Here is a 15540-nt window from a genome sequence, read left to right on the forward strand (position 1 = left end):
GAAAACGGCAATTGTGCTAGCTTGCGCCATTCGGTCCGGTGACCGCCGGCCCGCTCCCTCAAGCTCGCTCGATAGGACAGCCATGCCCGCGCTCGATGCCATCCGCCAGCAGATCCGCGCCAACTATTTGCCCGACGAAGACGCCGCGGTGAAGCGGCTCGCCGATGGCGCGGGGCTTTCGGCGGATGACCGCAAGGCGATCTCGGCCCGCGCGGCCGATCTGGTGCGCGCGGTGCGCGGCTCGACCGATCCGAGGCTGATGGAGGTTTTCCTCTCCGCCTACGGCCTGTCGACCAAGGAAGGTGTCGCGCTGATGTGCCTGGCCGAGGCGCTGCTGCGCGTGCCCGACACCGAGACGATGGACGATCTCATCGCCGACAAGATCGCGCCGCACGACTGGTCGGCGCATTCGGGCGGCTCGAGCTCGATCTTCGTCAATGCCTCGACCTGGGCGCTGATGCTGACCGGGCGCGTGCTGGACGAGGGCGAGGGCGGCATCGAGGGCACGCTGCGCGCCATGGTGCGCCGGCTGGGCGAACCCGTGATCCGCAAGGCGGTGGCGGCCGCCATGCGCGAGATGGGCGAGCAGTTCGTGCTCGGCCGCACCATCGCCGAGGCCGTCAAGCGTGGCCGGCCGATGACGCAGAAGGGCTATCTCTATTCCTTCGACATGCTGGGTGAGGCGGCCCGCACCGAGGCCGACGCGCTGCGCTACCACAAGGCCTATGCCGACGCGATCTCCTCACTCGATTCCGGTTCCAACGGGCCGGACATCCGCAACAACCACGGCATTTCGGTCAAGCTTTCGGCGCTGCATCCGCGCTACGAAGTGGCGCAGAGGGAGACGATGCTGCCGGTGATGGCCGAGCGGCTGCTGTCGCTGGCGCTGGCGGCGCGGCATTCGCGCATGGGGCTCAACATCGACGCCGAGGAGGCGGACCGCCTCGATCTCTCGCTCGACGTCATCGAGCGCGTGCTGGCCGAGCCGGAGCTTGCCGGCTGGAACGGTTTCGGCGTGGTGGTGCAAGCGTATGGGCCACGCGCGGCCTTCGTCATCGACTGGCTCTACCAGCTGGCCAAAAAGTACGACCGCACCATCATGGTGCGGCTGGTCAAGGGCGCCTATTGGGACACCGAGATCAAGCGGGCGCAGACGCTGGGGCTCGCCGGCTATCCGGTCTTCACCCGCAAGGTCAACACTGACGTCTCCTACATGGCCTGCGCGAAGAAGCTGCTGTCGATGACCGACCGCATCTATCCGCAGTTCGCCACCCACAACGCCCATACGGTTGCCGCCATCCTGTCGATGGCCAAGGATCGCGATTCCTTCGAGTTCCAGCGCCTGCACGGCATGGGCGAGGCGCTGCACGAGACCGTGCGCCAGGCCGAAGGTGCGCGCTGCCGCATCTATGCGCCGGTCGGCGCCCATTCCGACCTGCTCGCCTATCTGGTGCGCCGTCTGCTGGAAAACGGCGCCAACTCGTCCTTCGTGCACCAGCTCACCGACGAGGAGGTCGAGCCGGAAGACATCGCCCGCGACCCGCTGGAAACGGTCGAGACGCAGGGGCCCGCCGCCAATCCGGCGATCGCCCGTCCCGCCGGGATCTTCGGCGCCGGGCGCCGCAATTCCAGGGGCGTCGACATCACGGATCCGGTGACGCTGGCGGCGATCGACAAGGCCAAGGCCGAGTTCGCCGGATCGAACCGCTGGCACGCCAAGCCGATCACGCGCGCCGCCGGCTACGGCAAGGAACGCCCGGTGGTCAATCCGGCGAAGCCCGACGAGGTTGTCGGCACCATCCACGAGGCGGCCGCCAAGCAGGTCGCCACTGCCGTGCGCATCGCCGTCGAAGCGCAGCCGGCCTGGGCCAAGCGCCCGGTCGCCGAGCGCGCGGCGATCCTGAACCGCGCCGCCGACCTCTATGAGGCCAACGCGGCCGAGTTCTTTGCGCTCGCCACCCGCGAGGCCGGCAAGTCGCTGGCCGACGGCGTCGCCGAGGTGCGCGAGGCGGTCGATTTCCTGCGCTACTACGCCGCCGAGGCCGCCAATGCGGAAACGGGCACCGAGGCGCGCGGCGCGATCGTCTGCATCTCGCCGTGGAATTTCCCGCTCGCCATCTTCACCGGCCAGATCGCGGCAGCCCTCGTCACCGGCAATTCGGTCATAGCCAAGCCGGCAGAACAGACGCCGCTGATCGCCTTCCGCGCCGTCGAGATGCTGCGCGAGGCGGGCGTGCCGGAAGACATCATCCAGCTTCTGCCCGGCGATGGTCCCTCGGTCGGCGCGCCGCTGACGGCCGACCCGCGTATCGCCGGCGTCTGCTTCACCGGCTCGACCGAGGTCGCCAAGCTGATCGAGAAGCAACTGGCCGAGACCGCCGCGCCCGACGCCATGCTGATCGCCGAGACCGGCGGGCTCAACGCCATGATCGTCGATTCCACCGCGCTGCCCGAGCAGGCGGTGCGCGACATCCTCGCCTCCGCCTTCCAGAGCGCCGGCCAGCGCTGCTCGGCGCTGCGCGTGCTCTACGTGCAGAAGGACGTCGAGAAGAAGATGCTGGAGATGCTGAAGGGCGCGATGGAGGCGCTCCACCTCGGCGATCCCTGGCTGATCTCGACCGATGTCGGCCCGGTCATCGACGACGAGGCGCAAGCGTCGATCCGCGACTATTGCACCAAGATGGGCCTGCAGGGTCGGCTGATTGCCAAGCTCGAGGCGCCGAAGAGCGGCCGCTTCGTCGCGCCGCATGTCTTCCGCGTCAAGGGCATCGAGGAGATGGAGCGCGAGGTGTTCGGCCCGGTGCTGCATGTCGCCAGCTTCGACGCCGACGAGATCGACACCGTCATCGCCGCCATCAACCGCAAGGGCTATGGCCTGACCTTCGGCCTGCACACGCGCATCGAAGGGCGCGTCCAGCATTTCGTCGACGGCATCCATGCCGGCAACATCTATGTCAACCGCAACCAGATCGGTGCCGTGGTCGGGTCGCAGCCGTTCGGCGGCGAGGGGCTTTCGGGCACGGGACCGAAGGCCGGCGGGCCGCATTACCTGCGGCGCTTCCGCAAGGGGCCGGAGGCGGGCACGCATGTCGCCGAGGGCCACAAGGTGACGGCAACCGAACTTGCCGACAATCTGCCCGATCCGACGCTCGGCGGCTGGTCGACGCGGCCCGACCGCGTGGCGATCCTGCGGAAGCATCTGCGCGGCAAGGGCGCGGCGGCCATCGGCGCGGCGGCAAGTATCGATTTTGGTCAGGTCGACCTGCCGGGCCCGACGGGGGAGGCCAACACGCTGTCGCTGGCGCCGCGCGGTCGCGTGCTCTGCCTTGGACCGGATACCGACACGCTGCTGGCGCAGGCGATCCAGGCGCTCGCCGCCGGCAACGCCGTGCTCGCGGTGGCGCCGGGCGCGCCGGCGGCGCTGTCGGCGCTGACCGGCAAGGGCCTGCCGATCGCGGCCATAGACGGAAGGCCCGACCCGGTCGAGGCGCGCGCGCTGCGCGTCGACGTCGTCGCCTTCTCCGGCACACCGGAGGCGGCACGCGTCGTGCGCAAGGTCATCGCCGAGCGCGGCGGCCCGATCGTGCCGTTGGTCAGCGAGGTGCTCAACCCGGCGGCCTACGCGCATGAGCGCGCCGTCTGCGTGGACACCACGGCGGCGGGCGGAAACGCCAGCCTGCTGGCTGCTGCCTAGGGTGTGTTGATATTCAGGTGAGGCCGGCCTGCAAATGGCGGCTTCCTGCGCTTCCGGTGCTCACGTGCTTCAAGTACGCTCCGCTCCGGTTCTCGGAAGCCACCATTTTCAACTCGGCCTGACCTGAATCTCGACACACCCCTACCGTCAACCGAGATTGACCGCGCGCCAGCGGCTACGCCCCCTCGACAACCGAGAACCCCTTGAACTGGGGGTGACCAAGATAGTGCACCTTCGAGGTGCCGGCGTTACGATGGGCGGCGCGGAAGTTTTCCGATTTCGTCCAGGCGACGAATATCCTCGTGGCTGGCCCAAACCGTGTGCGAGGCGAACAGCGTGTAGCCCTCGGTCTCGTTGACCGGACCGCGCAGCAGGTGGAATTCCCTGAAGCCTTTCATGTCGGAGAGGCTGGAATCGCGGTTCTTCCAGACATCCTCGAAGGCGCCTTCCGAGCCGTTCTGGACCTTGAAGCGGTTCATGGCGATGTACATTGGCTATTCCTTTGGCGATGTATGGTGGGTGGTTTCGAAGCCGATCAATACGGACCGATTGGGGCTCTGAACCGCCAGCTCGAAATTCCGATCTCCGGCGGAATGGGAGGGAAGGGTGACTGCTGGCGCACCAGGTTCAACGCGAACTGATCGAGTTCGGGTGAACCTGAACTTTTGGCGAGCTCAAGGTCCGTGACGCGGCCATTCGCCAACACCACAAAGCTCACCGTGGCATTGTTGAGAGCCTTGGCCTGCGCCGACTTTGAAACAAGACGATTGGCCTTCGCCAGCTTGCTGGCGATCTCGCCACTGTAGCGCGATCTCGCCGCTTCGCCGTTCGCTGCCTTGGCCCTGCCCTTGCTGGCGATCGACGCCTTGATCTCTTGCCCGTCCGCCGTGCCGCGCGCGTCGGCCATCTTGCTTGCAGCGCCCGAACCGTCGGCAGGGCTCGGCCTCGGGGTCGGGACGGGCGGCTGCCCGGAAAAAGCCGGTTCAGGCTCGGAGCTTTCGTCCTGGATCGCGGAAGTCACCGGCTGCTCATCCGCCTGCGCCGGACTGTGCAGGTTGTCTCGCGGCGTTCCGGCGATCAAAATGTCAGGTGCCGGGTCTGGCTTTTCGACGGTTTCCTTCGCAGGTGCTGGCGCTGCCGACTCTCGTTGTGCCTGGGGAGCAGGAGTTGGCGCCGGCTTCACTGCCGGCGTCGTCGGTGGTTTCGGGGTTGGCACCAGCGCGACATTGACCGCGCCCGGCATTTGTCCATCCGAGGCGCTGCCGACGACGTTGGCGCCTGATTGATCGGCGCCCTCCGCCTGCATGGCGTCCTGAAAACTAAGGGTTGTCGCCGGCGCAATCATCAAGGCCGCCGCCAGCGCCGCGTGAAGGGTGCCGGACGCGCCGATCGTCGCGATCCAATTGAGGTTCCTTTCCGGCGGCCGCGCGCCCGCAAGCGGCTCGCCTGGTGTTGCCGTCAACTCGCTGCTGAGGTCGGAAATTTCACTGATGTCCTGCATGGCGCGGTACGGAAGCTGCCGCGACCAGTCCGGCATTGTCAAATCAAGATCGCTTGCCGCGAGCGGCGCGAAGCCGATGCCGGCCATAGGCCAGGCAAGGGCGTCTCGCGCGAGTGACGGCTCCATGCCCACCGCTGCGTCAGACTCCGAAAGCGACGCCGGTCTTGGTCGAGGTCTTCAGGCCGCGCATGCAGCCGGCCGGCTTGACGCCAGCGCCAGCGCATTCGGCCGCGCTGTTGATCAGCACGCGGCTGACCTTGGCGCAGTCGGTGCCGGCAAGATCGAAGCGCGTCACCTTGGTCTTGCCCGCTGGCAGGTCCTTGAAGTCAAGCACGGTCAAGCGGTCGACGACGCCGGCCTCGTTGAACAGAGCGATCTCGAAGGCGGCCTTCGACAGGTCGGCGCCGAGCGCGTTGTTGACCACGAAGGTCAGCCGGCAGCCCTTATCGGAGGGCTGCGCGGCATTAAGCTCGAGGCTGAGTTGAGGGGCCGACGCGGACTGGGCCCACGCCGGCGCCGCCGCAAGCGACATCGCCAGCGTCGAGGCCAGCAGACGAAGGGAAGCCGCTATGCTCGTCATGATCGTCAGCCTCCAAAGCGCATGGTCGCCGCCAGCTTCAGCGTGATCCCGGGTTCGTAGAGGACGGCCGTCGTGCTGCCGTTCAGCGGGTTGGTGTATTTGACGTCGAACAGGTTGTCGGCGCGGAAGTCGACCTTGAGATTGTCGGTCGCCTGGTAGCTGGCGAAGGCGTTGACCAGCGTATAGTCCTTGGCCACGGAGTTGCCTTTGGGCTTGCCGTTGTACTGCACCTCGCCGCCGACGGTCAGCTTGTCTTCGAGGAAGCGAAGGCCAAGCTGCGCTGTCACCTGCGAAGAGGGGATGCTGGCAAGGTCGGCACGCACGCCTTTGTAGGAAATGGTGTGGCCGTGGATGACAGAGGCCGAGAGCCCGGCATAACCCCAGCCGGCGTCGTAGACACTTTCCAGTTCGAAGCCGTTTATCTTGGCCTTGGCGAAGTTCTGGTACTGGAAGCAGATCGGGATGCCCGGGCCGAACGGGCAGCCGCTGGTCGGGTCGAATGCCGACAGCACGACGCCGTCAATGTAGTCGTCGACATTGTTGTTGAAATAGGCGGCCTTGAGCCGCAGCGCGTCGCCGGCTTCGAAGATGTCGTTCTGCTTGAAGTTGACGCCGAATTCGACCGTCTTGCCGGTTTCGGGCCGCAGGTTGGGGTTGGGCAGGAACGGGAAGCTGACGCCGGCCGGATGGTTGCCGCTGATCAGCGTCTCCGTCAGCGAGGGCGAGCGGTAGCCTTCGGCGTAGGTGCCATAGAACTGCAGGCCAGACAGGCTGGCGCTTTCGAAGGGCGAGACGCCGACGGTGATGCGCGGCGACAGCCTGTCGCCGGACGTCTCGTTATCCGAATCCTTCAGGCTGTAGCTGTCGTAACGCAGGCCGGTGATGACCTCGAGCCATTCCCAGGTGAGTTTGTCCTGGATGTAGGCGCCGGAGACGTTGCGCTTGCCGGACGGCGTGTAGAAGCTGTCGCCGCCGGCGGTGCCGCCCGTCTCGACATTGTCGCCGACCCAGTCGCCGCCATAGGTCAGCTCGTGCGCGACGCCGGCGGTCTGGAAGCGCGACGTGTTCCAGATATCGATGCCGGTTGTGCCGACATCGAAGGTCGAGGTCGACCCCGCAGGCAACACGACGGGAAGACCGGTTTCCGGATCGAACCGATTTTGCGCGACAAGGCTGGTCAGATCCAAGTTGGTCTTGTTGTAGGAGGCGTTGATGTGGAGATCGAGCCAGCTCCTGGCGTCGTCGGTGATGTTGTAGCGGGCGGTGAAAGTGTTCGACCTCAGGTCGACATCGTTGGCCGGCACGCCGCTGCTGGTCTCCGTCCAGCCGTCGCTGGAGCCGACCCAGCCGAGTTTCAACTCGCTATTCTCGGTCGGGCGGATCGTGGTCTTGAGCAGGCCGCTCAGCACGTCGAAGCCGGTGCCGGCGACAGTGTCGCCGCCGCCATTCTTGTAGTCGTCATAGTCGCGGTAGACGATGTTGCCGAGCACATCCCAGTTCTCGTTGAAGCGGTAGGCGCCGGTGGCGCTGGTGGTCCAGCCCTTGCCGTTGCTTTCATAACGGCCGGTGAGCGCGCTAGCCCAGCTTTCCTCCGGCTTGAGGAAATCCTCGGCATCCTTGGTGTCGAAGAAGACGACGCCGCCGATCGCGCCGGAGCCGTAGGTGTTGGCGACCGGACCGCGGATCACGTCGACGGATTTGATGAGTTCAGGGTCGACGTAGAAGGTCGACTGCGTGCCATGATCGGAGCGCTGGAAATCCTGCCTGGCGCCATCGATGATGACCGCGACGCGGCCGAAATCCTGCAGGCCGCGGATGTTGATGCTGGAACTGACGCGGCGCGCGTCGGCCTGCACGGTCACCCCCGGCACGCCGAGCAGCATCTCGTTCGGCGTCGTCGCCATGCGGCGGTCGAGCTGCTCTCGGTCGACATGGCTGGCCGAGGCGAGCGACTGGATCGCCGTCTCGCCGGTGCGGCTGAGGACCAGGATCTTGTCGAGCAGCGTCGCCTCGGCCGGCTTCGCCTCTTCCGTCTTCTTTGCAGGATCGGCCTGCTGCTGGTCGCCTGCAGGCTGGGCGGCCTGCTGAGCGCTTGCCGGCGGGGTCAGGATCGCGATCGCCGCCGCGCCGGCCAGAAGCGCGGCCATTCCCCTTGCCATAGACCGTTGCGCCGAGCCCGCGTTCTCATACGCCAGACCCAGCCTTTGCCAATTCGCCAACCCCATGCCCCAACTCCAGATTCCAGGTTCGCTGCTGGCTGGCCCGAGGCTCGCTGGCATTTTTCATCACATCCGGCGCGTTAAATGTTGACTCATTTACTCCGGTATTGCACTGGTATAAAACATGATTATTCGAGTCAAGAAATGAATCGGCATTTTATGCAGGCGTCCGGCCAGGTGGCCGGCACAGGGAAAGGACCGACCCAGATGAACACGCACAACGCAAACGATTTCCGCTATCGCGTCCGTCGTTCCGAAGATGTTGCCACCCGTTTCGACCGGGTTCCGCTGGCGGTGAGGACGCTCTCCAGCAACACGCTTTTCCAGGGCGAGCACGAGATCGGCATCGAGCACCATGGCGCGCTATATCGGTTGAAGATCACCCGCCAGGGCAAGCTGATCCTCAACAAGTAAGCAGCAACCGACGACAGGCTGAAAGCAGGGGAAGCACATGGACCAGCGCGTGAAACCCACACCGCATGAAATCCGGCGGGCGCGGGAAGACAATCCGAAAGCGCGCGAGCGCGACCTTGCCGCCGAGCTCGGCATCTCGGAAGCCGAGCTCGTCGCGGCCCATTGCGGGCAGGGCGTCGTGCGGGTCGAGCCGCGCGTCAACGATTTGCTGACCGGCCTCGAAGCTGTCGGCGAGGTGATGGCGCTGACCCGCAATGAGAGCGCCGTTCACGAGAAGATCGGCGTCTACGACAAGGTCGTCACCGGCAATCACAACGCCATGGTGCTCGGCGAGAACATCGACCTGCGCATCTTCCCGAAAGTCTGGGCGCATGGCTTTGCCGTCGAGAAGCGCGACGGCGGCGACATCCGCCGCAGCCTGCAGTTCTTCGATGCTTCGGGCGAGGCGGTGCACAAGGTGCATCTGAGGCCCGCCTCGAACCTCTACGCCTACCAGAAGCTGGTGGCGGAACTGGAATCGTCGAACCAGGAGCCGATCGTTTCGGTGTCGGCAAGCGGGAGCGACGACGAGGCCGAGGTCGAGGGGCAGGCGGCCAGCATCGACGATCTGCGCGACCGGTGGAGCAGGCTCACCGACGTGCATCAGTTCTTCGGCATGCTGAAGACGCTGAAGCTCAGCCGCCGCCAGGCGGTGCGCATGGTCGGCCAGGACTATGCCTGGCTGCTCGACAAGGATGCCGTAGCCGCCATGTTCCATCACGCCGCCGAAGGCGCGATGCCGATCATGTGCTTCGTCGGAAACCGCGGCTGCATCCAGATCCATTCCGGCCCGATCAAGTCGGTCAAGCCGATGGGGCCGTGGATCAACGTGCTCGACGAGACGTTCCACCTGCATCTCAGGAACGACCACATCCACGAGGTCTGGGCCGTGCGCAAGCCGACCAAGGACGGCCATGTCACCTCGCTCGAAGCCTATGGCGCCGACGGCAAGATGGTCATCCAGTTCTTCGGCAAGCGTCATGAAGGCGAGGGCGAGCGCGACGACTGGCGGTTCCTCGCCGAGAACCTGCCGCGCATTCCAAGCCCGACCGCTGCCTGAGGAGGATGAACCATGGTTTCCTTCCCCAGTCTGTCGCGACCGAAGCTTGTCCCGGCAATCGGACTTTTGCTTCTTCTTGCCGTCCTGCCGGTTCGAGCCGAGGACGCCACGACCGTCTTCGCCGACACGTCGAAGATCGTCGCCATCGGCGGTTCGATCACCGAGATCGTCTACGCGCTCGGCGAAGAGGGCCACCTCGTCGCGCGCGACTCGACCAGCCGCTATCCGGAAGCCGCGCTCAAGCTGCCGGACGTCGGCTATATGCGCCAGCTGTCGCCGGAAGGCGTGCTGTCGGTCAATCCGTCGGGAATATTGGCCCTGCACGGCAGCGGCCCGAAGGAAGCGGTCGACGTTCTGAGGAAGTCGAGCGTTCCCTTCATAGAGGTGCCCGAGCACTACACCCATGACGGAATCCTCGAAAAAATCCGCCTCGTCGGCAAGGCGCTCGGAGTCGACGCCAAGGCCGACAGGCTGGCGGCCGAGGTCGGCGCCGGACTGAAGGCCGCCGAGAAGCAGACGGCCTCGATCAAGGAGCGCAAGCGTATCCTGTTCGTGCTATCGACACAGGGCGGCAAGATCCTTGCCGCCGGCAGCGACACCGCCGCCGACGGCATCGTCAGGCTGGCCGGTGGCGTCAACGCGGTCGAGGGCTTTTCCGGCTACAAACAGATGTCGGACGAGGCGGTCGTCACCGCGAAGCCGGACGTCATCCTGATGATGGACAATGCAGGACCGGCGGTCTCCGACGACGAGCTGTTCTCGAACCCGTCGATTGCCTCGACGCCGGCCGGCCTCGCCCGCAAGGTCATCCGCATGGATGGCGGCTATCTGCTCGGCTTCGGACCGCGCTCGGCAGAAGCCATCCACGACCTTGCCGTTTCGCTCTATGGCGGCCAGGTCACGGACTGATCATGGCGGGTCAATCGATCGCCGGCGCGGCGGGCAGGATGACGGTGGCCGAGGGCGACCGCTCGGCGCGCGCTCGACTTGTCATACTGCTTCTGTGCCTGGCGCTTGTCGTCTCGGTGCTGCTGTCGCTGACATCGGGCGCCTCCGACGCCTCGGCTGTCGGCGTCGTTGGTGACTGGCTCGCCGGTGCCGTGCCCGACGACGCGGCATTGAGCGCCCGCGACCGGCTGATCGTCTACGACATCCGCTTGCCGCGCGTCCTGCTCGGCGTGTTGATCGGCGCCGCACTCGCCGTCTCGGGCGCGGTTATGCAGGGGCTGTTCCGCAATCCACTCGCCGACCCCGGCCTGATCGGCGTCTCGGCCGGTTCCAGCCTCGGCGCCGTCGCCGTCATCGTGCTCGGCTCGACCCGGCTTGCGCCGCTCACCTCGGCCCTCGGCACGCTGGCTCTGCCTCTCGCGGCCTTCGCAGGCGGGCTGGCGGTGACGCTGCTGCTCTGTCGCGTTGCGACCAGGCATGGCCGCACCTCGGTCGCCACCATGCTTCTCGCCGGCCTTGCGCTGGCGGCGCTTGCCATGGCGCTGACGGGAATATTGATCTTCATGGCCGACGACCGGCAGTTGCGCGACTTGACGTTCTGGCAACTCGGCTCGCTCGCCGGCGCGACCTGGCAGAAGATCGGCTCCGTCGGGCCGGTCATCGTGTTGGCGCTGTCCGCAATGCCGTTCCTGGCGCGCGGCCTCAACGCGCTGGCGCTGGGCGAAGCGACGGCGGGCCATTTGGGCATTCCGGTGCAGCGGCTGAAATACACGGCGATCGTCGGTGTCTCGGCGGCGGTTGGTGCCTCCGTCGCCGTCAGCGGGGGCATCGGCTTCGTCGGCATCGTCGTGCCGCATCTGCTGCGGCTCTTGATCGGCCCGGACAACCGCTACCTGCTGCCGGCGTCGGCCTTGCTCGGCGGCTCGCTCTTGCTGCTGGCCGATGCGGTCGCCCGCACCATCGTCGCGCCCGCCGAACTGCCGATCGGCATCGTCACGGCCGTCGCCGGCGCGCCGTTCTTTCTGTGGATCCTGCTGCGCAAGCGCGGCGTGATCGACTTGTGAGGTCCCGATGATCGAAGCGCGCGATGTTTCGGTGGCGATCGGCGGCAAGCGCATCGTCACCCATGTCGATTTCGCCGCACGGCCAGGCGAGATCGCGGCCATTGTCGGACCCAACGGTTCCGGCAAGACAACCTTCCTCAAGGCGCTGTCGGGCGAGCTTGCCTATACGGGCGGCATTGCGCTGAACGGCTGCGACCTCAAGGCGATGAAGCCGGCTGAGGCGGCGGCCTATCGCGCCGTGCTGCCGCAAGCGACGACATTGTCCTTTCCGTTCACGGTGCGCGAGATCGTCAGGCTCGGCCTTGTCGGCGGCCGCTCCGGCGTGCTGCCCGGCGAGGACGCGCGGCTGCCTGAGCGGGCGCTGGCGCGCGTCGATCTCGACGGCTTTGCCGGACGATTCTACCAGGAGCTTTCCGGCGGCGAGCAGCAGCGCGTGCAGCTTGCCCGCGTGCTCTGCCAGGTCTGGGCGCCGGTGCTCGACGGCAAGCCACGCTATCTGTTCCTCGACGAGCCGGTGTCCAGCCTCGACGTCAAGCACCAACTGATCATCATGGACATTGCCCGCGACTTCGCCAGGCGCGGCGGCGGCGTCGTCGCCATCCTGCACGATCTCAACCTGACCGCCATGTATGCCGATCGCATCCACGTCATGCATCGCGGCCGGCTCGCCGCCGCGGGCGCGCCGCAGCACGTGCTGACCGACGAACTGATCGAGAAGGTGTTCGATTGCCGGTTGAAAGTTGGCGTGCTGCCGGCAGCCAATATGCCGTTCGTTTTGCCGCAATCGGCGGCCTAGCCGCCGGCTGCAATCAGGCGGCGGGGGCGCGCTGCTCCAGCATGTCGATGCCAAGCAGATGGCGCACATTCGGGCGCGCCGCCACAAGATCGGCGATCGTGTAGCGCGACAGCACGGCAAAGAAGGCGTTGAGCGCCTCGCGCAGCGCCGAGTTCAGCGCGCAGCTGTCGACCAGCGGGCATTCGACCGCGTCGTTCTCGAAGCATTCGGCCATGGCGAAGCTCTCTTCGGTCACCCGCACGACGTCGAACAGGCTGATCTGTTCGGCCGGACGGCCGAGCCTGACGCCGCCATTCCTGCCACGCACCGTCTCGACCAGGCCGTTCTCCACCAGCGGCTGCAGGATCTTGAACAGGAACAGCTCCGACACCGAATAGGCGGCGGCGATCTCGGGGATGCGGCTCAGCCGTTCGGTATTGGCGGCGCAATACATCAGGATGCGCATGGCATAATTGGTCTGGCGCGTCAGCCGCATTTCGTCCTCTTGAACCAGTAGCTTGGGCTCAATATGGCCTATACCTTGGAACAATTCCAGACTGGCGGCGCACGATAGATGAATAAACGCGTCAACTTTATGTGCATGGTGGCGCAAATCGTGAGCGTGGGTAGCGTGCCGCGGGCATTTGGCCTTCAGCGTCCCTAGATAAGTCGCAACATCGATCAGGAGCGGCTCACAATGTCACAAGCGGCCCCGGCCATGAACCATGTCCGATTCGACACCGACGCCGCTGCCAAGCTTGCGGCGCTGAGGCGAACCAAGTTCGTGGCGACCGCGGCATTGGCGCTCTGCGTTCTGGTCTTTGCGCTCGCCAAATCGTTCGAGGGCACCTATCCGTGGCTCGGTTTCGTCGCCGCCTTCGCCGAGGCGGCGACCATCGGCGGGCTGGCCGACTGGTATGCGGTAGTGGCGCTGTTCAGGCGCCCGCTCGGCCTGCCGATCCCGCACACGGCCATCATCCCGGAAAACCAGAACCGCATCGCCGACAATCTCGGCCGCTTCATCGAGGTCAATTTCCTGGCGCCGGAGCCGGTGCGCGAAAAGCTGGCCGAGGTCGATTTCTCCGCCTTGGTCGCCGACTGGCTGGCCGATGCGGAGCGCGCCGCCGGCCTGTCGCGCTTTGTCGCCCGCCTGGTGCCGCAGACGCTTGCCGCCGTCGAACAATCCGGCCTGCGCGGCTTCGTCACCAGCCGCATGATGGATGAGGTCGAGAAGGTGCCGCTGGCGCCGCTTGCCGCCGAGCTGCTGTCGGCGCTCACCGACGACCGCCGCCACCAGAAATTGTTCGACGAGTTCACCAGGGTGATCGGCCGGTTCCTCAACGACGAGGAGGCGCTCTCCGCCATGCGCGAGAAGATCCGCGAGGAATTGCCGTCGCTGTTCAACCTGTTTCGCGCCGACGCCTATCTCCTGAAGAAGATCGTGGCCTCGGCCGGCACGCTGCTCGAGGAGGTGCGGGCTGATCCCGACCACCCGATGCGGGCAGAGTTCGACCGTTTCGCGAAGACTTTCATCGAACGGCTGAGGACGTCGAAGCAATATGCCAGGAGGGCCGAGCAGTTGAAGCGCGATTTCCTGGCGCGGCCGGAGATGAAGGCGCTGGCCGGCGGCATGTGGGAAAGCCTGCGGCAGTTCATCGAGCAGGACGCTCAGGCGGAGAACTCCCTGATCCGCGCCCACTTGGCCAACATGTTCGTCGAGGTCGGCCGCCATCTGGCCAGCGACGCGCGGATCAGGGCCGACATGAACCAGGGGTTCGTGGTGGCGCTGTCGTCCTTCGTCGAAAGCCAGAAGAGCGGCGTGTCGAAATTCATCGCCGACCAGGTCAAGCGCTGGGATCTCGGCCAACTCACCCGGCTGATCGAGATGAACATCGGCAGGGACCTGCAATATATCCGCTTCAACGGCATGGTCATCGGCGGCCTTGCCGGCATCGTGCTCTACACGGCCGAGCGGTTGTTCCTCGTCAATTGACGCAAGCGTAGCGTACTCTATTCTTCCTGGCGGGAGTAGATTGGGGAGCAGAGATATGGCGAAGCAACCGGAATCCGACTCGTTCCTGGACATGTTCAGCAGATTCGGCCGCGACCTGAAGGTGCCGAATGTCGATGTCGAGGCAATAATCAGCCACCACCGCAAGAATCTGGAAGCACTCGAAAAATCGGCCCGGGCCGGCGCGGCCGGCGCGTCCTCGCTGCTCAGCCGGCAACGCGAGATGATGCAGGACGCGCTACGCGAGATCACCGATCTGGCGCAGAATTACCGGGCGCCCGGCGATCCGCAGGAGTTGATGGCGAGGCAAGCGGAGTTCGCCCGCAAATCCTTCGAGACGGCGCTGAAGAATGCCGGCGAGGTGGCTGAAATGGCCAGGAAATCCGGCACGGAATCCATCGAGATCCTGCGCGAGCGGATCAAGGACGCGATGGCGGAGATCCGCGCCGGCTACGACAAGAAGTGACGCTTCCCAGCGGCGTCGCTGGTGCTGCCTGCCAGGTACCATCGCGCTTCCGGGGGCGGCTAGCTCGCGGGCGTTGAGGGGCAATGCTGCCTTCCGGCGGCATTGTGGACGAGCTGCCACCCATTGCAGCAAAACGCTGCCTGTCGGAACCGATTTGCCAGGCGGCGAATTGACAGGGGGCTCCGCTTCGTGGTCGGGAGACAGGCAAAGCGATCGGGAAAGCAGGAATGACGGAAACACGGCCGAGGACGCCGCCGACCTTCGAGCAGTTGAGGACGATGGCCGGGCAGGAAGTCGGCGTGTCGGGGTGGACGACGGTCGACCAGCATCGCATCGACCAGTTCGCCGAATGCACTGGCGACCATCAATGGATCCATGTCGACCCTGAAAGGGCAAAACGGCAGAGCCCGTTCCGCACCACGATCGCGCATGGCTATCTGACGCTGTCGATCATCGGCGCGTTGGCGCTCGACATGGGCATCGTGCCCGAAAACACCCAGGCCGCCTTCAATTACGGCTTCGACAAGGTGCGTTTCCTGGCGCCGGTCCGGGTCGGCTCGCGCATCAGGTTGCGCACGACGCTGCTGTCCATGGAGGACAGGGGCCCCGGCCAGTATCTGATGAAGGCCGCCAATACGGTCGAGATCGAAGGCGAGCAGAAGCCGGCTTTGACCGCCGAGACACTGGTCATGCTGTACGAGCGCCGCAAGCGGGCAGGGGCTTAGAGCTGTTTGGAAATTCTACTCTGGCGGCCATCTGATGGCGTTTT

13 protein-coding genes and 1 pseudogene are annotated in these 15540 nt (G+C 65.7%); 9 read left to right on the forward strand and 5 right to left on the reverse strand.

Annotated features, from left to right (window positions below; genetic code table 11):
* The first annotated feature begins 82 nt into the window (after positions 1-82).
* On the forward strand, positions 83-3694 hold the full coding sequence (gene putA, locus PU724_RS10940) for a bifunctional proline dehydrogenase/L-glutamate gamma-semialdehyde dehydrogenase PutA (RefSeq protein ID WP_354422342.1): 3612 nt from the start codon (positions 83-85) through the stop codon (positions 3692-3694).
* 175 nt (positions 3695-3869) lie between these two features.
* Here the strand turns inward: putA and hmuQ are convergent.
* The 4 genes and pseudogenes from hmuQ to PU724_RS10960 form a co-directional block, all read right to left on the reverse strand.
* Positions 3870-4185: pseudogene (hmuQ, locus tag PU724_RS10945) on the reverse strand (heme-degrading protein HmuQ).
* 44 nt (positions 4186-4229) lie between these two features.
* Positions 4230-5282, reverse strand: coding sequence for an energy transducer TonB family protein (locus PU724_RS10950; protein WP_354422340.1), 1053 nt, complete (start codon positions 5280-5282; stop codon positions 4230-4232).
* Positions 5283-5334: 52 nt separating this feature from the next.
* Positions 5335-5775 carry a hypothetical protein gene (locus PU724_RS10955; protein WP_354422338.1) on the reverse strand — a complete coding sequence of 147 codons (441 nt, stop codon included), beginning with the start codon at positions 5773-5775 and terminating at the stop codon, positions 5335-5337.
* A gap of 5 nt (positions 5776-5780) precedes the next feature.
* Positions 5781-8000 (reverse strand): TonB-dependent hemoglobin/transferrin/lactoferrin family receptor, encoded by a 2220-nt coding sequence (locus PU724_RS10960; protein WP_426213180.1) that lies wholly within the window; start codon positions 7998-8000, stop codon positions 5781-5783.
* A gap of 201 nt (positions 8001-8201) precedes the next feature.
* On the opposite strand from PU724_RS10960, the gene hemP reads away from it, so the two are divergent.
* Genes hemP through PU724_RS10985 form a run of 5 tightly spaced genes read left to right on the forward strand, consistent with a single transcriptional unit; the run spans position 8202 to position 12315 of the window.
* A complete protein-coding gene (hemP, locus tag PU724_RS10965) occupies positions 8202-8408 on the forward strand; it encodes a hemin uptake protein HemP (RefSeq protein ID WP_126054152.1) in 207 nt (68 codons plus the stop codon).
* Between the two features lie 37 nt (positions 8409-8445).
* A complete protein-coding gene (locus tag PU724_RS10970; protein ID WP_354422333.1) occupies positions 8446-9507 on the forward strand; it encodes a hemin-degrading factor in 1062 nt (353 codons plus the stop codon).
* 12 nt (positions 9508-9519) lie between these two features.
* A complete protein-coding gene (locus tag PU724_RS10975; protein ID WP_354422331.1) occupies positions 9520-10416 on the forward strand; it encodes a heme/hemin ABC transporter substrate-binding protein in 897 nt (298 codons plus the stop codon).
* 2 nt (positions 10417-10418) lie between these two features.
* Complete coding sequence (locus PU724_RS10980) at positions 10419-11519, forward strand: FecCD family ABC transporter permease (protein WP_354422329.1); 1101 nt, start codon at positions 10419-10421, stop codon at positions 11517-11519.
* Between the two features lie 7 nt (positions 11520-11526).
* Positions 11527-12315, forward strand: coding sequence for a heme ABC transporter ATP-binding protein (locus PU724_RS10985; RefSeq protein WP_354422327.1), 789 nt, complete (start codon positions 11527-11529; stop codon positions 12313-12315).
* A 13-nt stretch (positions 12316-12328) separates the two neighbouring features.
* Here the strand turns inward: PU724_RS10985 and rirA are convergent, their stop codons facing one another.
* Positions 12329-12790: an iron-responsive transcriptional regulator RirA gene (gene rirA / locus PU724_RS10990; protein WP_127285960.1), complete on the reverse strand. Its 462-nt coding sequence runs from the start codon at positions 12788-12790 to the stop codon at positions 12329-12331.
* Positions 12791-12991: 201 nt separating this feature from the next.
* Between rirA and PU724_RS10995 the strand changes: the two genes are divergently transcribed.
* The 3 genes from PU724_RS10995 (at position 12992) to PU724_RS11005 (ending at position 15496) form a co-directional block, all read left to right on the forward strand.
* Positions 12992-14287, forward strand: coding sequence for a DUF445 domain-containing protein (locus PU724_RS10995; protein WP_320319901.1), 1296 nt, complete (start codon positions 12992-12994; stop codon positions 14285-14287).
* 55 nt (positions 14288-14342) lie between these two features.
* The gene (locus PU724_RS11000; RefSeq protein WP_354422325.1) at positions 14343-14771 is read left to right on the forward strand and encodes a phasin family protein; all 429 of its coding nucleotides are present in this window, start codon (positions 14343-14345) and stop codon (positions 14769-14771) included.
* A gap of 227 nt (positions 14772-14998) precedes the next feature.
* Complete coding sequence (locus PU724_RS11005; protein WP_354422323.1) at positions 14999-15496, forward strand: MaoC family dehydratase; 498 nt, start codon at positions 14999-15001, stop codon at positions 15494-15496.
* Positions 15497-15540: the final 44 nt, after the last annotated feature.

Source organism: Mesorhizobium abyssinicae, assembly GCF_049887195.1.
GTDB lineage: Bacteria > Pseudomonadota > Alphaproteobacteria > Rhizobiales > Rhizobiaceae > Mesorhizobium > Mesorhizobium abyssinicae.